Source organism: Plantactinospora sp. A48, from assembly GCF_055793945.1.
Genome location: NZ_JBTIXF010000008.1, coordinates 131,735 through 156,911, shown reverse-complemented (window position 1 = coordinate 156,911; position 25,177 = coordinate 131,735). Strand labels below are relative to the sequence as shown.

24 protein-coding genes are annotated in these 25,177 nt (G+C 71.8%); 14 read left to right on the top strand and 10 right to left on the bottom strand.

Annotated elements, in window-relative coordinates; genetic code table 11:
* Positions 1 to 191: 191 nt before the first annotated feature.
* Positions 192 to 1,136, bottom strand: coding sequence for a Ppx/GppA phosphatase family protein (locus ACXN5W_RS07105; protein ID WP_473157343.1), 945 nt, complete (start codon positions 1,134 to 1,136; stop codon positions 192 to 194).
* Between the two features lie 99 nt (positions 1,137 to 1,235).
* On the opposite strand from ACXN5W_RS07105, the gene ACXN5W_RS07100 reads away from it, so the two are divergent.
* Entirely contained in the window at positions 1,236 to 2,078 is an 843-nt protein-coding gene (locus ACXN5W_RS07100; RefSeq protein WP_473157352.1) for a DUF3109 family protein, read from the top strand.
* A 7-nt stretch (positions 2,079 to 2,085) separates the two neighbouring features.
* On the opposite strand, the gene ACXN5W_RS07095 is transcribed toward ACXN5W_RS07100, so the two are convergent.
* Positions 2,086 to 2,769, bottom strand: a complete 684-nt coding sequence (locus ACXN5W_RS07095; RefSeq protein WP_473157342.1) for a response regulator — start codon at positions 2,767 to 2,769, stop codon at positions 2,086 to 2,088.
* 55 nt (positions 2,770 to 2,824) lie between these two features.
* Positions 2,825 to 4,105, bottom strand: a complete 1,281-nt coding sequence (locus ACXN5W_RS07090; protein ID WP_473157341.1) for a sensor histidine kinase — start codon at positions 4,103 to 4,105, stop codon at positions 2,825 to 2,827.
* A 209-nt stretch (positions 4,106 to 4,314) separates the two neighbouring features.
* On the opposite strand from ACXN5W_RS07090, the gene phoU reads away from it, so the two are divergent.
* Positions 4,315 to 4,980, top strand: a complete 666-nt coding sequence (gene phoU / locus ACXN5W_RS07085) for a phosphate signaling complex protein PhoU (protein WP_473157340.1) — start codon at positions 4,315 to 4,317, stop codon at positions 4,978 to 4,980.
* A 202-nt stretch (positions 4,981 to 5,182) separates the two neighbouring features.
* Here the strand turns inward: phoU and ACXN5W_RS07080 are convergent, their stop codons facing one another.
* A complete protein-coding gene (locus tag ACXN5W_RS07080; protein ID WP_473157339.1) occupies positions 5,183 to 5,986 on the bottom strand; it encodes a phosphoglyceromutase in 804 nt (267 codons plus the stop codon).
* A 172-nt stretch (positions 5,987 to 6,158) separates the two neighbouring features.
* Here ACXN5W_RS07080 and ACXN5W_RS07075 point away from each other — a divergent pair, with 172 nt between their 5' ends.
* A complete protein-coding gene (locus ACXN5W_RS07075) occupies positions 6,159 to 7,628 on the top strand; it encodes an MDR family MFS transporter (protein WP_473157338.1) in 1,470 nt (489 codons plus the stop codon).
* Positions 7,629 to 8,011: 383 nt separating this feature from the next.
* Here ACXN5W_RS07075 and ACXN5W_RS07070 read toward each other — a convergent pair whose 3' ends face one another.
* From ACXN5W_RS07070 to mshA, 3 genes are all read right to left on the bottom strand, one after another.
* On the bottom strand, positions 8,012 to 8,776 hold the full coding sequence (locus ACXN5W_RS07070) for a hypothetical protein (protein ID WP_473157351.1): 765 nt from the start codon (positions 8,774 to 8,776) through the stop codon (positions 8,012 to 8,014).
* A gap of 245 nt (positions 8,777 to 9,021) precedes the next feature.
* A complete protein-coding gene (locus ACXN5W_RS07065) occupies positions 9,022 to 9,666 on the bottom strand; it encodes a type III secretion system chaperone family protein (protein WP_473157337.1) in 645 nt (214 codons plus the stop codon).
* A 222-nt stretch (positions 9,667 to 9,888) separates the two neighbouring features.
* Positions 9,889 to 11,259, bottom strand: a complete 1,371-nt coding sequence (gene mshA, locus ACXN5W_RS07060) for a D-inositol-3-phosphate glycosyltransferase (protein ID WP_473157336.1) — start codon at positions 11,257 to 11,259, stop codon at positions 9,889 to 9,891.
* A gap of 173 nt (positions 11,260 to 11,432) precedes the next feature.
* On the opposite strand from mshA, the gene ACXN5W_RS07055 reads away from it, so the two are divergent.
* A complete protein-coding gene (locus ACXN5W_RS07055; RefSeq protein ID WP_473157335.1) occupies positions 11,433 to 12,197 on the top strand; it encodes an SDR family oxidoreductase in 765 nt (254 codons plus the stop codon).
* 79 nt (positions 12,198 to 12,276) lie between these two features.
* Complete coding sequence (locus ACXN5W_RS07050; protein WP_473157334.1) at positions 12,277 to 13,086, top strand: class I SAM-dependent methyltransferase; 810 nt, start codon at positions 12,277 to 12,279, stop codon at positions 13,084 to 13,086.
* A 186-nt stretch (positions 13,087 to 13,272) separates the two neighbouring features.
* On the opposite strand, the gene ACXN5W_RS07045 is transcribed toward ACXN5W_RS07050, so the two are convergent.
* Entirely contained in the window at positions 13,273 to 14,364 is a 1,092-nt protein-coding gene (locus tag ACXN5W_RS07045) for a UDP-N-acetylmuramate dehydrogenase (protein ID WP_473157333.1), read from the bottom strand.
* Positions 14,365 to 14,433: 69 nt separating this feature from the next.
* On the opposite strand from ACXN5W_RS07045, the gene ACXN5W_RS07040 reads away from it, so the two are divergent.
* The 3 genes from ACXN5W_RS07040 to ACXN5W_RS07030 all read left to right on the top strand — a co-directional run bounded on the left by ACXN5W_RS07040 (position 14,434) and on the right by ACXN5W_RS07030 (position 16,707).
* Positions 14,434 to 15,195 (top strand): maleylpyruvate isomerase family mycothiol-dependent enzyme, encoded by a 762-nt coding sequence (locus tag ACXN5W_RS07040; RefSeq protein WP_473157332.1) that lies wholly within the window; start codon positions 14,434 to 14,436, stop codon positions 15,193 to 15,195.
* A gap of 103 nt (positions 15,196 to 15,298) precedes the next feature.
* The gene (locus ACXN5W_RS07035) at positions 15,299 to 15,919 is read left to right on the top strand and encodes an EXPERA domain-containing protein (RefSeq protein ID WP_473157331.1); all 621 of its coding nucleotides are present in this window, start codon (positions 15,299 to 15,301) and stop codon (positions 15,917 to 15,919) included.
* On the top strand, positions 15,916 to 16,707 hold the full coding sequence (locus ACXN5W_RS07030; RefSeq protein WP_473157330.1) for an SDR family NAD(P)-dependent oxidoreductase: 792 nt from the start codon (positions 15,916 to 15,918) through the stop codon (positions 16,705 to 16,707). The genes ACXN5W_RS07035 and ACXN5W_RS07030 overlap by 4 nt, the downstream gene beginning before the upstream one ends.
* Before the next feature lie 39 nt (positions 16,708 to 16,746).
* Here ACXN5W_RS07030 and ACXN5W_RS07025 read toward each other — a convergent pair whose 3' ends face one another.
* The gene (locus ACXN5W_RS07025) at positions 16,747 to 17,262 is read right to left on the bottom strand and encodes an O-acetyl-ADP-ribose deacetylase (protein ID WP_473157329.1); all 516 of its coding nucleotides are present in this window, start codon (positions 17,260 to 17,262) and stop codon (positions 16,747 to 16,749) included.
* A 42-nt stretch (positions 17,263 to 17,304) separates the two neighbouring features.
* Positions 17,305 to 18,099 carry an EI24 domain-containing protein gene (locus tag ACXN5W_RS07020; protein ID WP_473157328.1) on the bottom strand — a complete coding sequence of 265 codons (795 nt, stop codon included), beginning with the start codon at positions 18,097 to 18,099 and terminating at the stop codon, positions 17,305 to 17,307.
* Between the two features lie 241 nt (positions 18,100 to 18,340).
* Between ACXN5W_RS07020 and ACXN5W_RS07015 the strand changes: the two genes are divergently transcribed.
* The 6 genes from ACXN5W_RS07015 (at position 18,341) to ACXN5W_RS06990 (ending at position 25,148) form a co-directional block, all read left to right on the top strand.
* Positions 18,341 to 19,267: an ABC transporter ATP-binding protein gene (locus tag ACXN5W_RS07015; RefSeq protein WP_473157327.1), complete on the top strand. Its 927-nt coding sequence runs from the start codon at positions 18,341 to 18,343 to the stop codon at positions 19,265 to 19,267.
* Positions 19,264 to 19,998, top strand: coding sequence for an ABC transporter permease (locus ACXN5W_RS07010; protein ID WP_473157326.1), 735 nt, complete (start codon positions 19,264 to 19,266; stop codon positions 19,996 to 19,998). Before ACXN5W_RS07015 ends, ACXN5W_RS07010 begins: the two co-directional genes overlap by 4 nt.
* Positions 19,999 to 20,004: 6 nt before the next feature.
* Entirely contained in the window at positions 20,005 to 21,393 is a 1,389-nt protein-coding gene (locus tag ACXN5W_RS07005) for a sensor histidine kinase (RefSeq protein WP_473157325.1), read from the top strand.
* Positions 21,390 to 22,037 (top strand): response regulator, encoded by a 648-nt coding sequence (locus ACXN5W_RS07000; protein WP_473157324.1) that lies wholly within the window; start codon positions 21,390 to 21,392, stop codon positions 22,035 to 22,037. Before ACXN5W_RS07005 ends, ACXN5W_RS07000 begins: the two co-directional genes overlap by 4 nt.
* Before the next feature lie 493 nt (positions 22,038 to 22,530).
* The gene (locus ACXN5W_RS06995; RefSeq protein ID WP_473157323.1) at positions 22,531 to 23,997 is read left to right on the top strand and encodes a M1 family metallopeptidase; all 1,467 of its coding nucleotides are present in this window, start codon (positions 22,531 to 22,533) and stop codon (positions 23,995 to 23,997) included.
* 248 nt (positions 23,998 to 24,245) lie between these two features.
* Positions 24,246 to 25,148 carry a GNAT family N-acetyltransferase gene (locus ACXN5W_RS06990; protein ID WP_473157322.1) on the top strand — a complete coding sequence of 301 codons (903 nt, stop codon included), beginning with the start codon at positions 24,246 to 24,248 and terminating at the stop codon, positions 25,146 to 25,148.
* The last annotated feature ends 29 nt before the right edge of the window (positions 25,149 to 25,177 follow it).

The following is a 25,177-nucleotide window of genomic DNA, read 5'->3' as shown; positions in this document are numbered from 1 at the left end:
GACCAGACCTGACCGCCCAGAGCGGGCCACCCAGCGAAGGGTTGGGGGCGGGGGGGAGGCGGCGGGGGTGCGAACCAAAACCCCAAAGCGGGGCTCCGTACCCAAACCAAACCCCCCAAGAACCCCCCCCCCACCTCCCCCCCCCACCCCCCCACCCCGGCACCCAGAGCGACTCCGCCCGGCCTCGACCCTCAGCGAGCGTCGAGCTGGTCGAGCCGGCCGAAGATCACCCCTTCGCGCAGCGCCCACGGGCAGATTTCCAGCGTCTTCACGCCGAGCCGGCGCATGGTTGCCTCCGCCACCACCGCCCCGGCCAGCAACTGGTGCGCCCGGCTGGCGCTCAGCCCCTCCAACTCGGAGAGCTTGCTCGGCGGGATGTGCCGGATGAAGCCGATCACCTGGCGCAACCCGTCCTGCGACAGGGTGCGGCGGGCCCACAGACCGGCGCCCGAGGGAGCGGCACCGGCGAGCCGGGCCAGGGTGCGGAACGTCTTCGAGGTGGCCACCGGACGTTCCCAACCGGTCTGCGCCAGCTTTTCGACCACCGGATCGAGGGTGTCGGTGACGTACTCGACAAGCTCGTCGATGGTCTCGGCCGAGGGGGCCGCGCTGGTGGCGGGCGTCACCCCGAGCCGGTCCCGGGTCAGCCGGCCGGCGCCCAGCGGCAGCGAGAGGGCCAGCTCCGGGTACTCGTCGACGCCGGCCGCCAGCTCCAGGGAACCGCCGCCGATGTCGAGCACCAGCAGCCGACCGGCGGACCAGCCGAACCAGCGCCGGACCGCCAGGAAGGTCATCCGGGCCTCGTCGGCGCCGGGCAGCACCTGCAGGTGTACGCCGGTGTCGCGGCGTACCCGGGCCAGTACCTGGGGCGCGTTGGTGGCGTCCCGGACCGCCGAGGTGGCGAAGGCCAGCAGGTCGTCGGAGCCCAGTTCCTCGGCCGCCGCACGCGCGCGGGCGACGGCGCCGACCAGGGCGTTCTCCCCGGCTTCGGTCAGCGCGCCGTCGGATCCGATCTGCTCGGCCAGCCGCAGCACGGCCTTTTCGGAATGCGCCGGCCACGGGTGCGCGCCCCGGTGCGCGTCGACCACGAGCAGATGGACGGTGTTGGAGCCGACGTCGAGCACACCCAGCCGCATGACCCGACCCTAAGCCAACCCGGGGAATCCGCGCGGTTGGCGGGCGCGTCCACGCCCACGGCGTACGCTGGCCGGGTGGCAGCCGGTACCGAACTCCGCATTCTGGTCGACGACGCCGACGACCCCCGCAGTCGGGAGGTCGGCCTGGACTTCCCTCGGGAGTGGATCGAGTTTCCCGACCCGGCCGATGAGGAACACCTGATCCGGGCCGATCTCACCTGGCTGCTGTCCCGGTGGACCTGTGTCTTCGGCCGTGGCTGTCACGGCATCATCGCCGGACGGGCCGAGGACGGCTGCTGCTCGCACGGCGCCTTCTTCACCGACGGCGACGACGAGAAGCGGGTCCGGGCTGCGGCGCGGCGGCTCACCCCGCAGACCTGGCAGCACCATCGCCGGGGCTTCCAGAACTGGACCGAGATGGATTCGGTGGACGGCACCAAACCGGCCCGCCGGACCGCCACCCGGGGTGAGGACGGGCCGTGTGTCTTCCTGAACCACGCCGACTTCCCGGGTGGTGGTGGCTGCGCGTTGCACGCCCAGGCGCTGCGTGACGGCGTCCACCCGCTGGAGTACAAGCCGGATGTCTGCTGGCAGTTGCCGGTCCGCCGGGATCAGGAGTGGAGCAAGCGTCCCGACGGGACGAAGGTGCTGGTGTCGACGCTCGCCGAGTTCGACCGTCGGGGCTGGGGCGCCGGCGGACACGACCTGGACTGGTGGTGCACCTCGTCGCCCGACGCGCACGTCGGACGGGAGCCGATGTACCTGTCGTACGGCCCGGAGTTGACCGCGCTGATCGGCGCCGCGGCGTACGAGCGGTTGGTCGAGCTGTGCGCGGCGCGGGTCAGGCAGGGCATGGTGGCGCCGCACCCGGCGACGCCGGCCCGCCCGGCGCCACGCGCCGCCGGTGGTCGGGAGCCGGCCACCCCACCCCGCCAGCCGTAGCGCCGGGTCAGGGTTCGAACTTGTAGCCAAGGCCGCGGACGGTCACGATGTGCCGGGGCGTCGATGGTTCCGGTTCGACCTTGGACCGCAGCCGCTTGACGTGTACGTCCAGCGTCTTGGTGTCGCCGACGTAGTCGGCCCCCCACACCCGGTCGATGAGCTGGCCCCGGGTCAGCACCCGACCGGCGTTGCGGAGCAGCAGTTCCAGCAGCTCGAATTCCTTGAGCGGTAGTTGCACGGTCGAGCCCTCCACGGTCACGACGTGCCGCTCGATGTCCATCCGCACCGGGCCGGCGGCCAGCGTCGCCGCCGCGGTCTCGGGCGTCTCGGGCAGTTGCCGGCGCAGTACGGCACGGATCCGGGCGACCAGCTCACGCGGCGAGTACGGCTTCGTCACATAGTCGTCGGCACCGATCTCCAGCCCGACCACCTTGTCGATCTCGCTGTCCCGGGCGGTCACCATGATGATCGGCACGCCGGACCGCTGTCGCAGCTGACGGCACACCTCGGTGCCGGACATCTCGGGCAGCATCAGGTCGAGCAGCACGATGTCCGCGCCGGTGCGGTCGAACTCGGTAAGTGCGGAGGTGCCGGTCGGGGCGACCGAAACCTCGAACCCCTCTTTGCGGAGCATGTAGGACAGGGCGTCGGAGAACGACTCCTCATCCTCGACCACGAGCACGCGGGCCAACGAAGTGTTCCTTTCCTCTGGTCCGCACCTTGCGGAGAGATCATCTGGTTCGCAGCTAGCGGAGCGCGGCCGGACCGGTTCCTATCTCGGCAGACGGCGGTGACGGCAGGAAGGCGTCGGGTGGATGCGCGGGCAGCCGCAGGGTGAACGTCGAACCCCCACCGAGCGCGCTGGAGACCTGCACCCGCCCGCCGTGGTTGGTGACGATGTGCTTGACGATCGCCAGGCCCAGCCCGGTCCCCCCGGTGGATCGGGATCGCGCCTGGTCGGCCCGGTAGAACCGCTCGAAGATCCGGTTGACGTCGTCGGGCGCGATCCCGATCCCCTCGTCCGCCACCGCGATCTCGACGTGGTCCCCGTCCGCCGCGATGGTGACGGTGACCCGGGTTTTCTCACCGGAGTAGGCGATGGCGTTCTCCACCAGGTTCGTCACCGCGGTGGCGAGCTGGCCGTCGCTGCCGTACACCGTCTGGCCGCGCTGCCCCTCGATGGCGATCTCGACTCCACGGGCGTTCGCGGCGGTCCTGGTCCGGTCCACGACCTCGGCCAGCACCCAGTCCACGGAGACCGGGTCCGGCGCGGGCAGCGGCTCGGCGCCCTGTAGTCGGGTGAGTTCCAGCAACTCGTTGACCAACCGGCCGAGCCGGGTGGACTCGCTGGAGATGCGCTCGGCGAACCGGCGGGCCGCGGCCACGTCCTCGGCCGCGGTCTCCGGGTCGCTGCTGGTCGAGTCGGTGGCGTCGAGCAGCGCCTCGGCGAGCAGTTGCAGGGCGCCGATCGGGGTCTTCAGTTCGTGGCTGACGTTGGCCACGAAGTCCCGGCGTACCCGGGCGACCCGGTGCGCCTCGGTGACGTCCGCCGCCTCGACGGCGACATGGTCGGCGCCGATGCCCATGGCCCGCAGGTGTACGCCGAGCGGGTCGGAGGCCAACCCCGCGCCACCGCGGGGCAGGTCGAGCTCCACCTCGCGCCGCACGCCCGTCCGCCGGACCTGCCCGGCGAGGGTACGGATGATCGGGTGCGGCACGACGGTGCCCGGTTCGGGGCCGGTCCGCAGCAGCCCCATCGCCCGAGCCGCCGGATTGATCAACAGGGGCAGTTCGTCCGGCCCGAGGACCACCACGCCGACCCGGAGCGAGTCCACGGTCCGCCGGCCCAGATCACGCAGCCCGAGCGGCCGATCCGGTTCGGCCGCCGCCGGTCCGTCCCGGACAGCGCCGGGCGGGGCGTCCGTCCCGCCGGCCGTCACGCCGCGACGGGCACGCGGAAGCAGCGGCGCGACGATCAGTCCCGCCACCAGCCCCAGCAGCAGGGCAACCACGACGTACCAGTTCACGTGACGATCGTAGGGTTGTTGTTAACCGAGGGATCCCCACAAATGGGGCAAATCGCCGCCAGGTTGTGGAAAGTTAACCCTGCGGACCGTCCGCGTTCACCCCGGTTCATCCGCGCGCCGCCTGCGCCGACCTACCGTGGGCCGGGAAATCCGCCCATCCCCCCGTACGTCGGCCTGCTCAGGCGCCGTACCAGACACAGGACGTGACCATGCGCGACGAATTCCGGGCCGATCTGCATCTTGTCAGTCAACTGCTGGTCGACATGGCCGAGGCGGTCCGGGCCGCCATGCGGCTGGCCACCCGGGGCCTGCTCACCGCCGACCGGGGCGCCGCCGAGGAGGTCGTCCGGGCCGACGCCGAGATCGACGCCACGTACAAGCAGGTCGAGGAGCGGGTCTGCGACCTGCTGGCGCGACAGGCACCGGTCGCCTCGGACCTACGGGCGATGATCACCGCCCTGCATGTCGCGGCCGACCTGGAGCGGATGGGCGACCTGGCCGACCACGTCGCCAAGACCGCGCTGCGCCGGCACCCCTCCCCGGCGGTACCGGCCGAGCTGCGGCCCGTCTTCACCGACATGTCGCAGGTCGCCGACCGGATGGCCGGCAAGATCGGTAACGTGCTCGCGAAGCCCGATGCCGAGCTGGCCGCGGAGCTGGACCGCGATGACGACGCCATGGACGACCTGCACCGCAGCCTCTTCGCGGTGCTGCTCGGCGACGACTGGCCGTACGGGGTGGAGACGGCGATCGACGCCACCCTGCTGGGCCGCTTCTACGAGCGGTTCGCCGACCACGCCGTGAACGCCGGCGAACACGTCGTCTATCTCATCACCGGCGAATCCGTCCCCGCCCAGCCCGGCGACAACACCTGACCCCACCCGTCCTTGCGGTTTCGCCGCCCCGCCCCAAATCGCCCGACGGAGTCCGCCGGACCAGACCCAAGGACACACGACAGGCTTCCACCGGGCCCGCCCACAACGGGATCAAGCCTGACCGCCCAGAGCAGCCAACCCCAAACGCGGACCCGGCGGAACCCCAAACGCGGACCCAGCGGAACCCCAGGTGCAGCCGGGATCAGCGTCCCTGGTTGGCGACCGCTGCCGCCGCCTCCTTGGCGGCCTCCGGGTCGAGGTACGTCCCGCCCGTGGTCAACGGCCGCAGCGAGGCGTCGAGGTCGTACCGCAGCGGGATGCCGGTCGGGATGTTGAGCTTCGCGATCGCCTCGTCGGAGATCTGGTCCAGGTGCTTCACCAGGGCCCGTAGCGAGTTGCCGTGCGCGGCCACCAGCACGGTCCGGCCGGCGAGCACGTCCGGGACGATCGAGTCGTACCAGTACGGCAGCATGCGTTCGACGACGTCCTTGAGGCACTCCGTCCGGGGCATCAGCTCGGGCGGCAGCAGGGCGTACCTCGGATCCCCGGCCTGGGACCATTCGTCGTCGTCGGCGATGGGCGGCGGCGGGGTGTCGTAGGACCGGCGCCAGAGCATGAACTGCTCCTCGCCGTACTCGTCGAGGGTCTGCTTCTTGTTCTTGCCCTGGAGTGCGCCGTAGTGCCGCTCGTTGAGCCGCCAGGACCGGCGGACGGCGATCCAGTGCCGGTCGGCGGCGTTCAGGGACAGTTCGGCGGTGCGGATCGCCCGGCGCAGCACGCTGGTGTGCACGACGTCGGGCAGCAGGCCGTGCTCCCGCATCAACTCGCCGCCGCGCCGGGCCTCGGCCTCGCCCTTGGCGGTCAGGTCCACGTCGACCCAACCCGTGAACAGGTTCTTGGCGTTCCAGTCGCTCTCGCCGTGCCGGAGCAGCACCAGGGTGCCGATCGAGGCCCCCTCGCTCGCCACGGGCCGGCCGGCAGAAGCACTATTCGCGCTCGCAGTCATGCGTCTCATCCTGCCCGACCCGTGAGCCGGCCACGCGCCGGACCCGGCTGCCCGGGCGTGGCTCGACCGTGATCACGGACACGCCGATATCCGAGTGACCCGTCCCTGGTCAGCGGCCTAGGTTGTAAGGCGTTCCAAATCTTTGGCTCATTACGGGGGCGGGGGCGACGGCGTGCGGTCGGTACGGGGATGGTTGCGGGAGACCACGGGCGGGCTACCTGGCGCGTTCTGGTACCTGTGGATCGGCACACTGATCAACAAGCTCGGCTCGTTCGTGCTGATCTTCCTCGCCATCTATCTGACGACGGTCCGTGGCTTCTCGTCGGTGCAGGCCGGCGCGGTCATCGCGCTCTGGGGCGTGGGCGGCGCCGTGGGCACGATGCTCGGCGGCACGCTGGCCGACCGGTGGGGCCGACGGCCGACGCTGCTCACCGCCCAACTCGGCGCCGCGACCATGATGCTGGCGCTCGGGCTCGCCCGCGGGCTGTGGGCCGTGGCGCTGGGCGCGCTGCTGCTCGGCATGTTCGCCGAGGCGGCCCGGCCGGCCTTCGGCGCCATGATGGTCGACGTCGTACCCGGCCGGGACCGGCTCAAGGCGTTCTCCCTCAACTACTGGGCGCTCAACCTCGGCTTCGCCTGCGCGGCGGTGCTCGCCGGCCTGGCCGCCGAGGCCGACTATCTGCTGCTGTTCGTCATCGACGCGGCCACCACGCTGATCACGGCGACGATCATCTTCACCAGGGTCGGTGAGACCCGGCCGGTCCGGACGTACCGAGCGGAAAGCCCGACCACCACGGGCAACGCCGGCCTCCGCCGGGCCGCGAACGGCGGACGCGGTACGCCTGGCGGCGGACGCGGTACGACGACCGGCGGCCTGCGGACCGTGCTGACCGACCGGGTCTTCGTCGGATTCGTCGCGCTGAACCTGTTCTCGGCGCTGGTGTTCCTCCAGCACGTCTCGATGCTGCCGATCGCGATGACCGCCGACGGGCTCGCGCCGTCCACCTACGGCTCGGTGATCGCCCTCAACGGGGTCCTGATCGTGGTGGGCCAGCTGTTCGTACCTCGCCTGATCCGGGGCCGTAACCGGTCGCGGGTGCTGGCGCTGGCCGCGCTGATGATGGGGGCGGGTTTCGGGCTGACCGCCTTCGCCGACGCGGCCTGGTTCTACGCGCTCACGGTGCTGGTCTGGACCGTCGGCGAGATGCTCAACGCGCCGTCCAACTCCACCCTGATCGCGGAGCTGTCACCCGTCGCGCACCGTGGTCGCTACCAGGGCGTCTTCTCGCTCTCCTGGCAGCTGGCCGGGGCGTCGGCGCCCATCCTGGGCGGGCTGGTGCGTCAGCAGCAGGGCAACACCACCCTCTGGCTGGGCTGCGCCGGCCTCGGGCTGCTGGTGGCGGTCGCTCATCTCGTCTCCGGTCCGGCCCGCGAGCGGCAGGCCGCGGCACTGGGTTCGGTCACCGCGTCGGGCATCAGCACCGCACGGGGCACGAGCATCAGGCCGGGTACGGTCACCGCGCCGGACGCGGTCAGTGCGGCGGTCGGTGCGGGCGCCCGGACCCCGGAGGTGGCCGAAGCCGCCGCGACGGCACCGACGACAACCGTTGGGGAGTCCGCGGCCACGGCGCGCACGTCGTAGTGACGAGAGGGTGTTCGCGCAGCCGGACCGGTCGGGAGATGTTCCTCGGCTCGATATCCGTTCTGTGCCCGGGCCGGCCGGGTGGGCCGGCGGCGGCGGGCAACGCTCACCCCCGTAAGCGCCGCCCGCTCGCACCGCCGGTCATAAGGTGGCCTCGCCGTCCCCCAACAGCGGAGTGCCACCTCCCCTGCGCCACTGCTCGGTTCTGCGCGAACTACGGCTCCCCCGAGCCGTTTCGAGCGTGGCGCGTACAGTAACGTTAGAGGTCCGAGGAATGCCCCCACAACCCGGCTGTCCTGTTCCGAGGGTCACACCGGGTCGGCGGCCTTTCCAGGCCTTACCCGGGGCACAACCCCGGAGGCAACCTCGGAATTCCCGCACCGTCAGCCGTCTTCCCGATGCGGCGCCTCGGTACGGAAAAAGTTGCTCATGCCGCCGTTCGACCGCTCTTCCTGGTAGATGAAGTTGAGTTGTCGCAGGTCGAACGTCTGGAACCACTGCTCCCAGGTGATCGGCTGGATCCGGCCGCCTTCCCGGTAACCGGGGAAGTTGAACGTCAGCACCCCGGCCCGGCCATCGCGCTCGGTGCCCGCGATGGTCGCGGGTTGCGCCTGCCGGTCCCGCGCCCAGTTCCGGATCACCTGGTGGTTCGTGGTCACCAGACTCCGGCCGGCCCGCTCGGGACGGTCGCTGGGCGAAGCTATCCGCTGGGCGTACCGCAGCGACCGGGACATGCTCTTGCCTTCCCGGATGCCACCCGCGCCGACCTTGGCCTTCGGCGCCGCCCCGCTCCTCGCGGCAGCGCTCCGCGCCGCGCCACTCGCGGCACCGGCCGCGCTGGGCTTGGCCGCCGCCGTACTCCTGGACCCGGTGGCCGTACCCCTGGCGGTGGCCGCCGGACTCCGAGACCTGGTGGCCGTGGACCTGGCGGTGGCCGCCGTGCTCCGAGACCTGGTGGCCGTGGACCTGGATTTTGTCGCCGCACCGGTGGCCCGGCGGGCCCCGGCGGCCGGCTTGGCGGCTGCCGCGCTCCGGCTGCCCGGTTTGGCCCCGGCCGCTCGCCTACCGGCCGGTCCGGTCGCGCTGGACCGGCGGTTCTCCGCCCGCATGCTCCGAACGAGCGTGTCGACGAGATCGTCCTTGCGCATCCCGGAGATCCCGGTCACGCCGCGTTTACGTAGTCGGTTCCGGATGTCGTCCGCCCGAAGCTGGGCGATGTCGTTCTTGCTGATCGCGGACGATCCGGTCGCCCGGCTTCTCGACCGGGTCGCCGTACCGCCACGAGCCGAAGGGTTCCGTTGAGCCATCAGGATCTCCCGCTCCCTCGACAGGTTGTCCTCCCGCCGGTGACTGCGGGACCTGCGGCCCGCGTCACCCGGCGGCCGGTTACCCGTCAGGTCGGCTCTGAACCCGGCTCGACCGGATGAGTTTTCGCAGCCTGCCCGGCCGCAGGCTGCCCCGATGGGGCGTCCGGCCCGGCGGAAGGCTCACTCGCCGCGGAGGACCCACTCGGGGCGGAGGGTTCGCTCACGGCGGAGGGCTCGAACAGGTGGGCGAACGCCTGGAGGTTGGCCAGCGACTCGCCGCGCTTGACCCGCCACTCCCACTCGCGCCGGATGGCCGCCCCGAACCCGATCTCCAGCATGGTGTCGAAGGACTCGTCCGCGTACGTGAGCACCGAGCCGAGCAGCCGGTCGAGTTCCTCCTCCGTCACCCCGGACAACCCCACCCGGCCGGTCAGATAGACGTCCCCCGAGGAATCGATCGAGAAAGCCACGCCGTACATCCGGGCGTTGCGCTGCAACAACCAGGCCCACAGCTCCTCGCGGCGCTCGTCCGGCTGGCGCATCACGAACGCCTCGATCCGCAGCGCGTGCTCGCCGACGATCAGGTTGCAGACCGTCTTGAGTTTGTGCGTGCCGGGAAGGGTCACCGCGTACGAGAACTCGCCGGTCGCCTCGCACGGCAGCTCGCGTTCGGCACAGACCCGCTCGACGAGGGCGGCGACCTGGGCTGGCGCGGAGTCGGTGGTCGTCATCGGAGCATTGTTCCCCAGCAGAACCGTCCGCACGCCGCCCCGACCGGAACGATGCCCGGGGGCCGCACGACGTTGGTCCTGAGCGATGCTCGGGCGCCGCACGGCGTCAAGCTGGCCGCACGGCGTCAAGCTGGCCGCACGGCGTCAAGCAAACCGCACGGCGTTAATAAGGGGCCCCTGCTATACGAAAAGCGATAACAAGGTGCCCTTCCTTTCAGCCGGTCAGCAGCAGGCGCCGAGGGTCGCGGCGTCGCCCAGCAGGCGATCGGCGAGTCGTTCCCGGTGCTCGACCATCGCCTCGCGGTAGACCGCCAGCAGGCCGGCGGCGGTACGCGACCAGGAGAAGTTCGTCGCGTGCCGGGCTGCCGCCCGGCCCAGGGCGAGTCGCCGCCGGGGCTCGGCCAGCAGGTCGGCCAGCGTTCGGGCCCAGTCCTGCGGATCGTGGCCGGCCACCAGCCGCCCGCTCACCCCGTCCCGGACGGCGGTGACCAGGCCGCCCACGGCGGCCGCCACCACCGGCGTACCGCAGGCCTGGGCCTCCAGGGCGACCAGGCCGAACGATTCGTTGTACGACGGCACGGCGACCAGGTCGGCGGCCCGGTACAGCGCCGGCAGGCCATCACCGGTCTGCGGTGGCAGGAACCGGACCAGTTCGGAGATGCCCAGCGAGGCGGCCAGCTCGATCAGCGAGGTCGGCCGGTCCAGCCCGCTGCCGCTCGGGCCGCCCGCGATCACCACGGTCAGTTCGGCGGCCAACCGCGGATCACGGTCACGCAGCGCGGCGACCGCGCGCAGCAGCACATCCGGTGCCTTGAGCGGCTGGATCCGGCCGACGAACGCCACGACGTACCCGTGGCGGGGCAGGCTCAGCCGGTCGCGGGCGGCGAGGCGGGCCGCGACCTCGCTTCCGGCGGACACCGGCCGGAAGCGGTCCAGGTCGACGCCCGGCTCGACCACGGCGACCAGCCGCGGGTCGGCGGCGTAGCGCTCCACCAGGTCCCGTTCCTCGAACGGGGTGTTCGCCACCAGCCGGTCGGCCTCCGCGACCACCTGCTCCTCGCCGATCACCCGGGCCTTGGGTTCGGGCCGGTCCCCGGCCGCGAGCTGGGCGTTCTTGACCTTGGCGAGGGTGTGCGCGGTGTGGATCAGCGGTACGCCCCAACGCTCCTTGGCGAGCCAACCGACCTGCCCGGAGAGCCAGTAGTGCGAGTGGATGAGGTCGTAGAAGCCGGGCGGGCGGGCCGCCTCCGCCCGCAGCACCCCGGTGGTGAAGGCGCACAGCTGGGCCGGCAGTTCCTCCTTGGCCAGGCCCTCCAGGGGTCCCGCGATGACGTGCCGGACCCGTACGCCGGGGGCCATCTCCACGGTCGGCGGCACGTCCCCGGCGGTGGCCCGGGTGAAGATCTCGACCTCGACCCCGAGTTCGGCCAGCCGGCGGGACACCTCGACGATGTAGACGTTCATGCCACCCGCGTCACCCGTGCCCGGTTGGTGCAGCGGAGAGGTGTGGACCGACAGGGTCGCGATACGCCGCGGTGTCTGCCACGGCAGGCTTCCGCGCTGCCGGGCCAGTGCGCTGTGCAGTTCCGCCACGTCCGCTCCCTCTGTCGCGGTTATCCCTGAACGCCCACCAGTGGCGCTTCTCGGTCAACCTCGACGCGGTATGCCATCTTCCCGATCGACGACCAAGGATGCACATCGGCACCCCCCGGGACGTGACCCATCTCATCCAGGGGGACGGTCGCAGCGTGCGGAAGAATGCTGCGATGACCTCCATAGCTGTCGTGACCGGCGCGTCCAGTGGGATCGGGGCGGCCACCGCCCGTCGACTGGCGGCCGAAGGTTTCCACGTGCTCGCCGCGGCCCGCCGGGTCGACCGGCTGGAGGCCCTGGTCGCGGAGATCACCGCGGCCGGCGGCGCGGCCACCGCGGTCGGCTGCGACGTGACCTCCGCCGAGTCCGTGGCCCAGCTCGCCGAGACGGCGCAGCGGCTGCCCGGTCCGGTCACCCTGCTGGTCAACAACGCTGGCGGGGCGCGCGGGGCGGATCCGGTGGCGTCCGGCTCGGTCGAGGACTGGCAGTGGATGTACGAGGTCAACGTGCTCGGCACCCTGCGGGTGACCCAGGCCGTCCTGCCGCTGCTGGACGCCTCCGGCGCCGGGACCGTCGTGGTGATCTCCTCCACCGCTGGCCTGATCGTCTACGAGGGCGGTGGTGGGTACACCGCGGCGAAGCACGGGCAGACGGCGCTGGCCGAGACGCTCCGGCTGGAGCTGAACGGCCGGCCAGTGCGGGTGGTGGAGATCGATCCGGGCATGGTCCGGACCGACGAGTTCAGCCTGCGGCGCTTCGGTGGGAACGCCGAGCGGGCGGACGCGGTCTACCGGGGCGTACCGGCGCCGCTGGTGGCCGAGGACATCGCCGACTGCGTGGCGTGGTGCGCCACCCGCCCGCACCACGTGAACGTCGACCGACTGGTGGTCCGGCCGCTGGCCCAGGCCGCCCAGCACAAGGTCCACCGGATTGGGTGAAAGGAAGGGCACCTTGTTATCGCTTTTGTATAGCAAGGGCCCCCGCTTAACGCCGAGGCACCGCAGTACGGTGGGCCGGGTGGGTTCCAGTGCGGCGCGCCGACCTCCGGTGGACCGGCCGGTGGGAACGGTCACCCGGGGCACCACCAACCCGAACCGGTTACGCCGGGTGGACAACTGGATCGCGTACCGGGCGGCCGGGGTGCTGCGCGACGCCGCCGACCCGCTGGTGGTCGACCTGGGTTACGGCGCGACGCCGGTGACGGCGGTGGAGCTACGCGCCCGGCTGGCCGCCGCGATCCGCCCCGACCTGCGGGTGGTCGGGCTGGAGATCGATCCGGTACGCGTCGCCGCCGCCGCGCCCGTGGCGGATCCCCCGGGGCTGACCTTCGCCCAGGGCGGGTTCGAGCTGGCCGGCCTGCGTCCCACCGTGGTCCGGGCGTTCAACGTGCTGCGGCAGTACGACGAGGCGGCGGTGACCGGTGCCTGGCGGACCATGACCGCCGCGCTCGCCGACGGCGGGCTGGTGGTGGAGGGCACCAGCGACGAGGTGGGCCGACTGGCCGGCTGGGTGTTGCTGGACGCGACCGGACCACTGTCGTTGACCCTGGCCGCCCGGCTGGCCAACCTCGACACACCGGCGTCGCTCGCCGAGCGGCTGCCGAAGGCGCTGATCCACCACAACGTGCCGGGCACCGGCGTACACGGGTTGATCCGGGCCCTCGACGAGGGCTGGCGGGACGCGGCGCCGTACGCGACGTTCGGCCCTCGGCAGCGGTGGCTGCGGGCGGTCGGCGCCGTCCGGGACGCCGGCTGGCCGGTGCTGGACCGCCCGACCCGGTGGCGTCACGGCGAACTGACCGTAGCCTGGACCGCCATCGCCCCCTAATCCCCCACCCCGCCCGCCGGTCCCGCCCGCCCCGCCCGTCCCGGTCCGTCCCGTCCGGTCCGTCCCGGTCCGTCCCCGCGATCTTGGAATTCTGGTGCCCCCAGAGGGGCAGCGGAATTCCAAGATCTCCGGGGTTTGTGGGGGTGGAAGGGCGGGGGTGGAAGGGCGGGGGTGGAAGGGCGGGGGTCAGATCGCGCAGTTGATCATGATTGGTTCGGGGTGCAGGGTCACGCCGAAGCGGTCCCGGACCCCGGCGCGGATCTCCCGAGCCAGGTTAAGCAGCGCCTCGGTCGACTCGCCGGCCGGGTTGGTCAACGCGAGGGTGTGCTTGGAGGAGATCGCCACCCCGCCGGCGCCCGGGTGGCCCTTGCCGAAGCCGGCCCGTTCGATCAGCCAGGCGGCGCTCACCTTGACCACGCCGGCACCGGGCCAGGAGGCCGGTTCACCCAGGCCGGCCGCTGCCGCCCGGTCCCGCAGCGCCGCGTACGCCCGCTCGTCGAGCACCGGGTTCATGAAGAACGAGCCGGCCGAACGGGTGTCCGGGTCGGTCGGGTCCAGCACCATGCCCTTGCCGGCCCGCAGCGCCAGCACGGCTTCGCGGGCCCGGGCCAGCTCGACCCGGTCGCCCTGCTCGACGCCGAGCCGGCGGGCCAGTTCGGCGTACCGGACCGGGGCCGACAGCGGCGACCGGGCGAGGGTGAAGTCGACGCTCAGCAGCGCCCAGCGGTCGCTGTGCCGGAACACGCTGGACCGGTACGCGAAGCCGCACTCGGCGGCCGTCATCCGGACCACCTCGCCGGTCACCCGGTCGTACGCCTCGACGCCCGCGATGGTCTCGGCGACCTCCTGGCCGTACGCCCCGACGTTCTGGATGGGCGTCGCGCCGCAGGAGCCGGGGATTCCGGAAAGGCATTCGCAGCCCGACAGGCCAGCCGAGACGGTGCGGGACACGAAGTCGTCCCACGGTTCGCCGGCCGACACCCGCAGGGTCACCGTGTCGGCGGTCTCGGCCACGGTCAGCACTCCGCGTGACCGGATGAGGATCACGGTGCCGGCGAAGCCGTCGTCGCCCACCACGACGTTGCTGCCGCCGGCGAGGAGCAGAATCGGCTCCCCGACCAGCTCGGCCTCCCGTACGCTTTGTACTATTTCGTCCGAAGATTTGGCCGTGACCAGCCGGCGGGGCGCTCCACCCAGCCGCAGCGTCGTATACCTCGCCAACCGCTTGTCCGGATCGAGGTCTGCGGCGGGTGTCGGTTGGGCACTAACGTCTCGCACGCCCTTCACCCTAGGCTGAGGGACAGCCTCGCCACTCCATCGGTGGTCAGGTCGTCCGGGAGGAACGCGATGAGCAGACTGCACGGCAGCAAAGACTTCTGGATCGGGGCGCTCCGGGCCGACGGCCCGGCGTTCCGCGCCGCCGTCGCGGAGGCTCCGTCCGACACACCCGTACCGTCGTGTCCCGAGTGGACGACGGCGGACCTGGCCCGCCACCTGGCCGGCATCTACCACTGGGTACGCGAAACCATCTCCCGGGGGGTCACCGACGCGCCGGAGCGGCGGTACGCCGACGACGCACTGCCGACCGGTACCGACCCGGTGGGGTGGTGGCAGGACGAGTACGACCAGTTGATCAACCTGTTCGACGGGCTCGACCCGGAGGCCCCGGCCTGGAACTGGGCTCCGCAGCCGAAGAAGGCCGGCTTCTGGCACCGCCGGATGGCGCACGAGACCGCCGTACACCGTTGGGACGCCCAGATGGCGCTGGCCGCGGCCGAGCCGATCGAGGCGAAGCTCGCGGCCGACGGGGTCAGCGAGGTGCTCGACACCTGGCTGCCGGCCGGCCGCCGCAAGGAGCCGGGGCAGTGGCAGGGCGTCGCCCAACTGGTCGCGGTGGACGCCGGTCAGGAATGGTTCCTGCGGCTGCGCGGCGACGGGGTGGCCCTGCTGGACACCGGCACCATCCTGGACGACGACGACCACCACGCCCGGGTGAACGCCGCCGGCACGGCCAGCGACCTGCTGCTGGCGCTCTACGGCCGGGTGGACCTGGACGTGCTCGACGTCACCGGGGACGGCGCACTGCTGCGCGGCCTTCGGGTCCGCTGAATCTCTGGGTCCGCTGAGCCTGTGAATCGCTGAGCCTTCGGGTACCGGGACGGACGATGCCCGGCCCGGTGCCCGCGTGGCACAGTGACGCCGGAGGTGATCCATGGCTCAGACCCGGCGTGCCATCCCGCTGCGCCAGCGGCCGACCGACCTGATCTTCCTGGGCTACTTCCTGCTCAACCTGACCTTCATCACGTACGTGGTGGACGTCGAACAGCTCGTCATCGCCGACCCCGACGCCTTCCGCCAGCCGCTCTGGCCGCCGGCGCCGCTGGTGGACCTCATCCACTGGTACGGGCGGACGTACGATCCGCTGCTGATGGCCCGGCCGCCGTTCTGGCGGATGACCATCTGGATCGACGTGCTCTTCTTCGGTCCCTACTATCTCGCGGCGCTCTACGCCTTCGTCCGGGGCCGGGACTGGATCCGGGTACCTGCCCTGGTGTGGTCCGGGACCATGGCCGCCAACGTCCTGATCATCCTGGCCGAGGAGCGTTCCGGTCAGTCGGCCACCCCGCACTTCGGTCCGGTACTCGCCCTGAACCTGCCCTGGCTGCTGATGCCGGTGGCGACCATCTGGCGGATGCGCCGGGAACACCCGTTCACCCGGTCCGGCTCCGTCGACCCCACCACCCCGGCGGCCACCGAACCGTCCCCGAGACCGGGCGGTGCAGCGGCCACGTCGCTGGGTCGGACCGAGGGGGCCGCGGAGGCGTCGACATGACGCGCGACGGGTCGGACTTCGCCCGCCGGTACGGGCCGTACGCCGTGGTCGCCGGCGCGTCCGAGGGCATCGGCGCGGCCTTCGCGCGGGCCCTGGCCGGCCGGGGCCTCGACCTGGTGCTGGTCGCTCGCCGGCCGGCACCGCTCGCGGCACTCGCGGCCGAACTGCCGACCAGGGCGATCACCGTGGCCGCCGACCTGTCCGAACCCGAGGGGCGCCGCGCCCTGTACGCGGCCACCGAGGGCCGCGAGGTGGGGCTGCTGGTGGCCAACGCGGCGAACGCGCCGATCGGTGCCTTCGTCGACGTCCCGCCCGAGGAACTGGACCGTACCGTCGCGTTGAACTGCGCGGCGCCGCTGCTGCTGGCCCGGCACTACCTGCCGGCGATGGCCGAACGCCGTCGAGGGGGCCTGATCGTGCTGTCGTCCCTCGCCGGACAGCAGGGCCTGCCCGGGATCGCCGCGTACGCCGCGACCAAGGCGTTCGGGGCGATCCTCGCCGAAGGACTCTGGGCGGAACTGCGTGGCCAGGGCGTCGACGTGCTCGCCTGTGTGCCGGGCGCGGTCGCGACCCCGGGGCTGGACCGGGCGACGCGCCGGCCGGCTCCCGGGACCGTGTCACCCGAGATGGTGGCGAGGGAGGCGCTGGCCGCGCTCGGCCGGGGGCCCCGGGTCGTACCCGGGCGGCTCATGCGACTGTCGGCGCAGGCCATGACCCGGCTGTTGCCGCGCCGCAGCGCCATCACGCTGATCGGCCGGGCCTCCCACGACGTCACCGGACCCGGTTGACGTCTGCCTCCCACGACGTCACCGGACCGGGTTGAGGTCTCAGCCCGACTGGAACACCCGCTCGGCCAGTTCGAAGGTCGACCGGCCGTAGAGCACCAGGCGTGCCTCGGTGTCCCCGGCCGGTTCGGCCGGCCGGAGCACGGACAGGGCCTGCGCGACCGCGTCCTCGGCCGGCCAACCGTAGATGCCGGCGGAGATCAGCGGAAAAGCGATGGTGCTGGCGCCGAGTTCGGCGGCCACCCGCAGGCTGTTGGCGTAGCAGTCCCGCAGCAGCGCGGACCGGTCCTCGGTCGCCGACCAGACCGGACCCACGGTGTGGATGACCCAGCGCGCCGGCAGCTCACCGGCGGTGGTCGCGACCGCCTGGCCGGTCGGCAGACCCCGTTCGTACCGGCTGGCGCGCAGCCGCCGGCACTCCTCAAGGATCGCCGGTCCGCCGCGCTCGTGGATGGCGCCGTCCACCCCGCCGCCGCCGAGCAGCGAGGAGTTCGCGGCGTTGACGATCGCGTCCACCCGCTGTTCGGTGATGTCGCCCTCGACCAGCACGATCCTCACGCCCGACCCACCTCGATCCTCATGACCGACCCTCCTCGATCCTCATGACCGGCCTTCCTCGATCGGCTGGCCGAGCGAACGGCGGGCCAGCAGGGTGGCACCGGCGACCGCAGCCGGGGTCAGCAGCACGGCACCGAGCGGGATCAGGAAGGCCACGAACACCGCCACCCCGAACCCCAGCGCCGTGGGCCGGCAGGTCCGCAGGGCCCGGCGGCGATCCGGGAGGCGCAGGCCCCGGCGGTAGAACGGAGCACCGGTCAGTTCCAGCGCCAGCAGCCAGCCGCCCACGGCGGCCCCCAGCACGGGTACGACCGTCTGGCCCACCACCGGCAGGAAGCCGGCCGCGAACAGCGGGAGCCCGATCAACACCGAGAGCAGAATCAGCCGTACGGAGTCGCCGAGGCTCCGGCGCAGCGACCGCCACCAGGAGATCTCCACCTCGTCCGGCGTCCCGCCGTACCGCTCCTCCACCCGCTCGGAGATCTTCTCGTAGAAGGGGTCGCCGATCGCCAGCGTGACCGCGGTGAAGAGCAGCACGCTGAGCAGGCCACCGACGCCGAGCAGCGCCAGCGCCGCCACCGTACGGACGAAGCCACGCGGGCCCGCCGACCAGTCGTCGGCGAACGGCGTGATCAGGTCGGCCAGGTCGGTGACGAAGTACGCGAGCAGCACGAACGCCCCGACGAACAGCGCGGCGGAGATCAGCGCCGGGACGATGCCGAGCAGGATCAGCCCGGGGTTGCGCGCGTAGACACCGAGCCCACGCAGCAGCAGGCCGACCCCGGAGAGGAACTGGCCGACCGGGCCGGTCACCGCCCTCGCGCTGCGTACGTTCACGAGGCGTGAGCCTAGCGATCAATCGCTACCTCGGCACGCGGGCGTTAATTGATAGGGGGCCCTTCCGCTACGAAAAGCGATAACAAGGTGCCCTTCCTTTCAGCCGGGCGCATCAACCGGGTGGTGGATGGGGTGGTCCGCCGGGGGTGGAGCTGGGATGTCGCCGGCCGTTCGATTCGGCGCCGCCGGAACGCCGGAATCCTGGAGTCGGAACTCCACCGCTACTGGAAGGGCGGCTCCGATGTCCGTTGTCGACGTCAAGAACCTGGGCAAGCGCTACGGTGCCCGGGTCGCGGTGCGCGACGTCTCGTTCAGTGTCGAGTCCGGGGAGATCTTCGGGATCCTCGGGCCCAACGGCGCGGGGAAGACCACCACGGTGGAGTGCGTCGGGGGGCTGCGGGTCCCGGACGCGGGCACCGTCTCGGTGCTCGGCCTGGACCCGCGGCGCGACCCGGCCGAGCTGCACCAGCGGGTCGGCATCCAGCTTCAGGAGAGCCAGCTTCCGGACCGGATCCGGGTGGGCGAGGTGCTGGAGCTGTACGCCTCGTTCTACCGGCGCCCGGCCGACTGGCGGGAGCTGATGGATCAGCTCGGCCTGACCGACAAGCGGGACATCGCGTACAAGCGGCTGTCCGGCGGGCAGAAGCAGCGGCTGTCGATCGCGCTCGCGCTGGTCGGCAACCCGGAGGTGGCGATCCTGGACGAGTTGACCACCGGGCTCGATCCGCAGGCCCGTCGGGACACCTGGGAGCTGATCGAGCAGGTACGCGCGCGGGGCGTGACGATCGTGCTGGTCACGCACTTCATGGCGGAGGCCGAACGGCTCTGCGACCGACTGGCGGTCATCGACGCGGGCCGCATCGTCGCGCTGGACACTCCCGCCGGGCTGGTTTCCCGGGTCGCGCCCGAGCAGCGGATCCGGTTCCGGCCGTCCGCCCCGCTGGACGACCGGCTGCTCACCGAACTGCCGGAGGTCACGTCGGTGAGCAGCAGCGGTGGTCAGGTGGTCGTCGCCGGCACCGGCAACGTGCTGCACGCCGTCACCTCGGTGCTGGCCCGGCACCAGATCATCGCCGCCGACCTGCGGCTGGAACAGGGCAGCCTCGACGACGCCTTCGTCGAGCTGACCGGACACACCCTCGACAACTCGACCCGGGAGACCCGATGAAATCCTTCCACCGGATCCTGACCATGGAGACCAGACTGTTCCTCCGCGACCCCGCCGCGCTGCTCAGCACGCTCGGAATACCCGTGGTCGTCCTGGTCGGGCTGGGCCTCATCCCGGCGCTGCGCCGAGCGGATCCGCAGTTCGACGGCCGGAGCTTCGTCGCGTACTTCGCACCCTCGCTGCTGGTGATCAGCCTGGCGGTGACCGGGGTCAACACCATGCCGCAGGTGCTGGCCGGCTACCGGGAACGTGGGGTGCTGCGGCGACTGTCCACCACCCCAGTCGGCCCGGCGGCGCTGCTCGCCGCGCAGCTCGTGCTCAACGTGGGTGTGCTGCTGGTCAGTTCCGCACTGGTCATCCTGACCGGACGGCTGGCCTTCGGAATACCGCTGCCCCGGCAGCCGCTGTGGTTCGCGTTGGCCTTCGTCCTGGGGGCGGCGTCGCTGCTCGCCCTGGGCCTGCTGGTCGCCGCGCGAGCCCGGGGCGGTCGGTCGGCCGGGGGCCTCGCGACCGGGTTGTTCGCCCTGGTCATGTTCTTCGGTGGCGTCTACCTGCCCCGGTTCCTGCTGCCGGACTTCCTGGTCCGGATCGGCGACTACACCCCGCCCGGGGTGCAGACCCTGCTGGACGCCTGGACGGGCACCAGACCGCAGGTCCTGCCGCTGGTCATAATGGCTCTGATCGCTGTGGCAGCCGGCGTCACGGCCGCCCGACTGTTCCGCTGGGAGTAGATCGCCATGCAGACCGAGGCCGACCGGTGGGAGGCGTGGCGACGCCACGAGAACACGGCGAACCGCGTCATCCCGTACGCGACCCTCGGCATCTCCACCCTGCTGGCGCTGGTCGTACCGGCTCCCGGCCAGCAGCCGGCGACGCTGCTGCTCGCGGTCTGCGCCGTGGCCGTGGGATGGGTCCTCTGGTTGGGCCGCGCGGTCGTCTGCGCGGCGGAGCGGCCCCGCCGGATGGCCGGGTACCTCGCCGGCCTGCTGGTGCTGGCCGCCGTGCTGGTGCTGCTCTCCCCCTGGTACGGCTTCTTCGCCTGGGTCGGCTACCCGCTGTCGTTCTCCCTGCGAGGCCGGTGGATCGTCGCGGGGGTGGCGGCCACCGCCGTGATCAGCGGCACCGCCCAGGGTGGCGGGCTCCCGGGCAGCGGCCGGGAGGCGGTGCTGTGGGTGTTCGTGGTGCTGTTCAACCTGGTGCTGGCCGGGGCCGTCGGTTGGTTCGGCGTGGTGAACGCCCGGCAGAGCGAGGGCCGCAAGGTCATGATCGACGAGCTCGCCGAGGCCAACGGCCGACTTGAGAACGCGCTGCGGGAGAACGAGGGGCTGCACGCCCAGTTGCTCGCCCAGGCCCGGGAGGCTGGCGTGCTGGACGAGCGGCAGCGGCTGGCCCGGGAGATCCACGACACCATCGCGCAGGGGCTGGCGGGCATCATCACCCAGCTGGAGGCGGCCGAGCAGACCCGGGATCGGCGCGGCGAGTGGCAGCGGCACGTGGACACCGCCATCGGGTTGGCTCGGGAGAGCCTGGCCGAGGCCCGCCGGTCGGTCCGCGCGGTGGGTCCGGAGGAGCTGGACACCGGCCGTCTGCCGGACGTACTCGCCGACCTGATCGAGCGCTGGTCGGCCCGGCACGGCATACCGGCCGGGATCACCACCACCGGTACGGTCCGACCGATGCACCCGGAGATCGAGGTGACGCTGCTGCGCACGGCGCAGGAGGCGCTCACCAACGTGGCCAAGCACGCCGACGCCAGCCGGGTCGGGCTGACCCTGTCGTACATGCCGGACCAGGTGACGCTGGACGTCCGGGACGACGGGCGGGGCTTCCCGGCCGTCCCGGTCAGATCGGCCACCGGTACGGTGCCCACCGGGCTGCCACCGGCCGGAACGCTGCCAGCCGGGCTGCCGCTGGACGGCGCAGCACCAGCCGGTACGGCGGCGCCCGGCGGTTCGGCGCCGGACGGATCGGTCGCGGACGGATCGGCGGGTGACGGTGGGTTCGGCCTCATCGCCATGCGACAGCGGATCGGCCGGGTCGCCGGTCGGTTGGAGATCGAGTCCGAGCCGGGCGGCGGAACCGCGATCTCGGCGTCGGTACCCGCCCTGGCCGGCGAGGCGGCGTGACCGGCCCGACCCCCGTCCGGATCGTCATCGTGGACGACCATCCGGTGGTCCGGGACGGGCTGCGCGGCATGTTCGCCGGTGACCCGGACTTCGCCGTGGTCGGTGAGGCCGGCGACGGGACCGAGGCGGTCGCCGTGGTCGAGGCGGTACGCCCGGACGTGGTGCTGATGGACCTGCGCATGCCCGGCACGGACGGGGTGACGGCGATCGGCGAGTTCGCCCGGCGCGGCCTGACCGCCCGGGTCCTGGTGCTGACCACGTACGACACGGATCGCGACGTGCTGCCGGCGATCCAGGCCGGGGCGACCGGGTACCTGCTCAAGGACACCCCGCGGAACGATCTGGTCCGGGCGGTTCGGGCCGCCGCCCGGGGCGAGTCGGTGCTGTCGCCCACCGTGGCGGGCCGGCTGATGGGCCAGCTACGCGCGCCCGCGCAGGAACCGTTGAGCCGCCGTGAGCTGGAGGTGCTGACCCTGATCGCCCGGGGACGAAGCAACCGGCAGGCCGCCGCCGACCTGTTCATCAGCGAAGCCACCGTGAAGACGCACCTGCTGCACGCGTACGGCAAATTGGGGGTGAACGACCGGGCGGCGGCCGTGGCGGTCGCCTTCGAGCGCGGGCTGATCAGCCGTGGCACGGGCTGATCAGCCGTGGCACCGACTGATCGGCGCTGGCACGGGCTGATCAGCGCTGGCTCCGGTTGACCCATGGCCCGGTTGACCCATGGCCCGGTTGACCGCCTCGCGGCGCTGCCTGATCCGGTGGTCCGGCTGATTCCGGCGCGTCGGTTGATCCGGCTGCTCGGGCGTCGGCGCTTGCTCTGAGTCACCGCGTCGGTAGCCACCCGGTCCGCGGCGTCCACACCGCACAGTCATATTTATGACTGTGCGGTATGACCCCTACCCGACCACCCAGCCGAATGCGGTCATGCTTCCTGGTATCCGTCGCAGAATGGCACGGCAGCCACGGTCTCCTCGACGGTTTCCGGGTTAAGAAGGGGCCCTTCCTATACCGGAAGCGATAAAAGGGGGCCCTTCCTTACCCGGGCCGTTCATGGTTCTCTCTGTTCAGGAACATCGGCGCGCGTGGATACTACCCCCGACATCCACGGCGCCCGCTCCCAACCGAGGAGATGTCATGGCCCGTATCAGAGGCTGGCGGGGACTATGCGCCGCCACCGTCCTCGCCCTCGTCGCCGCCGGCGTGCCGGCGCTGGCCGCCACCCCGGCCGCCGCCACCCCGTTGAGCACCACCGCCCCGTTGAACGCCACCGCCCCGTTGAGCGCCGCGATCGGCGCTGCCCCGGCCGTCGTCCCGATGGCCGCCCCGATCGCCGCCACGGACACCACCCGGACGCCGAACCAGGGCAGCTACACGGTGAACCTGACCAGCAACTCGACCGGCGCGAGCTGGACCGGCCACCAGAGCATCCGGTTCAGCAACGCCGCCCCGGCCGCACTCACCGAGGTCTACCTGCGGTTGTGGGACAACTACCACGGCAGCTGCCCGAGCAACCAACCCATCAAGGTCAGCAACGTGACCGGCGGTACGGCCGGGGCGCTGGAGGTCAACTGCACCGCGCTCAAGGTGACCCTGCCGGTAGCGCTGGCCCAGGGCGCCTCCGCGACGATCGGGTTCGACCTGTCCATCGCGGTGCCGAACGGCAGTGACCGGTTCGGCCGGGACGGGTCGTACAACTTCATCGGCAACGCGCTGCCGGTGCTGGCGGTCCGGGACACCCGTGGCTGGCACCTCGACCCGTACACCAACAACGGTGAGAGCTTCTACCAGCTCGCCAGCGACTACACCGTCATCCTCGACCATCCGAGCGGCGTACTCACCCCCACCACCGGCACCGCCACCGAGGTGCCCGGCTCGTCCGGCCGTACCGTCACCACGGCGACCGCCACGAACGTCCGGGAGTTCGCCTGGGGCGCCGGACCGTTCGTCCGGACCACCACCACCTCGCCGGGCGGGGTGAAGGTCAACACCTGGCGGACGTCGGGCGTATCCAGCAGCGCTGCCGCGAGCATGCAGTCCACCGCCGCGTCGGCGATGGACGGGCACGGTTCCCGGTTCGGCACCTACCCGTACGGGGAGGTGGACCTGGTGCTGCACAACAACTTCTGGTTCGGTGGCATGGAGTACCCGGGCTTCGTGCTCTCCCAGCCCAGCGCCGGCCCGGTGATCCACGAGTTGGGTCACCAGTGGTTCTACGGGATCGTCGGTGACGACGAATACAACACGCCATGGCTGGACGAGGGCTTCACCGACTACGCCACCGACCTGCAACGCGGCCTCACCGGCACGAACTGTTGGAACAACGTCTACTGGGCGTCGAGCGCCGAGAAGATCACCAACCCGATGAGCTACTGGGACGCGCACTCCAACCGCTATTCCACGGTCGTCTACTCGTACGGCAAATGCGTCCTGCACGACCTGCGCCGGGTGCTCGGGGACACCACCATGGCGACGATGCTCCGCAACTACGCCCAGAGCCACTGGTACGGAATTTCCACGGTGGCCGACTTCAAGGCGGCGGCGCAGGCCGCCACCGGAACCGACCTCACCTCCTTCTGGACCACCCACCGGGTCGAGGGCTGAGCGCCACCCGATGCGCCGTCGGTCGGCGCTGAAACCCAGGGCCACCGCGCGGGGCTGAGGCCCGGAGGGTCCCCGGCCAGGACAGATCCCGGCCGGGGGCCCGAGCCGATCCTGGTACGCTGCGCGGGCGTCCTCGACCATCGACCGGGAGGTGAGAGCCATGACCATCGCAGTCCTGTGCTCCCGTCCCGTTGAGAGGGCGTCGCGGTCCTGACCCGGGAGCACCACCGCTACCCGGAGGAAACATCGTGACCGACCTGGTCATCCGCCCGCTCGTCGCGGGCGAGGAACAACTCTTCCACTCGCTTCCCGACCCCGGCCTGGTGGGTCGGGCCGCGTTCGGCGACCGCTACACCACCGACGGGTACCGACCCGAGTGGACCTGGATCGCGTCCCGCCAGGGCCGGGTGGTGGCCCGGGCCGCCTGGTGGGGCAGCCCCGACGACCTTCAACCGTTGGCTCTCGACTGGTTCGACTTCACCGACCCGGTCGCCGGGGTCGAACTGCTCCGCACCGCGCCGCTGCGTACCGAATATTCGTTGGCCCTGCCGCCGGCCTGGCGGACCGATCCGGCGGTCCGGGCCGAGGGAGACCGGCGGATCGAGGCGGCCATCGAGGCCGGCATGTCGGTGCTGGTCGAGCGGTACCGGTACCGCTGGACGCCGACGTGTGGGCTGCCGGACCGGCCCGGCCGGCTGGAGTTCCGCCCCGAACCGGATGACGAGGTGATCCTCGACGTGCTCCGGCGGGTCGGGGAAGGCAGCCTGGACGCGCACACCCGGCACGCCCGGGAACAGGCCGGTCCGGTCGCGGCGGCACGGAAGGAACTGGAGTTTCTGACCTGGCTGCCCAGCCCGCGCGACTGGTGGCTGCTGGCGTACACGGCGACCGGCGAGCCGGTCGGTATCACCGTGCCGGCCCGCAACCCCGTCGACCCGATCATCGCCTTCGTCGGCGTGCTGCCCGAACAGCGCGGCCACGGCTATGCGTACGACCTGCTGGTGGAGGCCACCCACCGGCTGGTCGAGGCAGGCGCCGATCGGATCGTGGCGGCCACCGACCAGCCCAACCAGCCGATGGCGGCGACCTTCGCCCGCGCCGGCTACCCGATCGACCGGGAACGCATCGACCTGGTCTGGCCCGCCGGCTGACCTGCAAGGAAGGGCCCCTTCTTATCGCT

Coding starts and splice junctions, on each gene's coding strand:
- ACXN5W_RS07030 (WP_473157330.1), top strand. CDS start 15,916: ATGACGCGCGACGGGTCGGACTTCGCCCGCCGGTACGGGCCGTACGCC.
- ACXN5W_RS07040 (WP_473157332.1), top strand. CDS start 14,434: ATGAGCAGACTGCACGGCAGCAAAGACTTCTGGATCGGGGCGCTCCGG.
- ACXN5W_RS07015 (WP_473157327.1), top strand. CDS start 18,341: ATGTCCGTTGTCGACGTCAAGAACCTGGGCAAGCGCTACGGTGCCCGG.
- ACXN5W_RS07035 (WP_473157331.1), top strand. CDS start 15,299: ATGGCTCAGACCCGGCGTGCCATCCCGCTGCGCCAGCGGCCGACCGAC.
- ACXN5W_RS06995 (WP_473157323.1), top strand. CDS start 22,531: ATGGCCCGTATCAGAGGCTGGCGGGGACTATGCGCCGCCACCGTCCTC.
- ACXN5W_RS07010 (WP_473157326.1), top strand. CDS start 19,264: ATGAAATCCTTCCACCGGATCCTGACCATGGAGACCAGACTGTTCCTC.
- ACXN5W_RS07070 (WP_473157351.1), bottom strand. CDS start 8,776: ATGCGCAAGGACGATCTCGTCGACACGCTCGTTCGGAGCATGCGGGCG.
- phoU (WP_473157340.1), top strand. CDS start 4,315: ATGCGCGACGAATTCCGGGCCGATCTGCATCTTGTCAGTCAACTGCTG.
- ACXN5W_RS07005 (WP_473157325.1), top strand. CDS start 20,005: ATGCAGACCGAGGCCGACCGGTGGGAGGCGTGGCGACGCCACGAGAAC.
- ACXN5W_RS07055 (WP_473157335.1), top strand. CDS start 11,433: ATGACCTCCATAGCTGTCGTGACCGGCGCGTCCAGTGGGATCGGGGCG.
- ACXN5W_RS07065 (WP_473157337.1), bottom strand. CDS start 9,666: ATGACGACCACCGACTCCGCGCCAGCCCAGGTCGCCGCCCTCGTCGAG.
- ACXN5W_RS07105 (WP_473157343.1), bottom strand. CDS start 1,136: ATGCGGCTGGGTGTGCTCGACGTCGGCTCCAACACCGTCCATCTGCTC.
- ACXN5W_RS07080 (WP_473157339.1), bottom strand. CDS start 5,986: ATGACTGCGAGCGCGAATAGTGCTTCTGCCGGCCGGCCCGTGGCGAGC.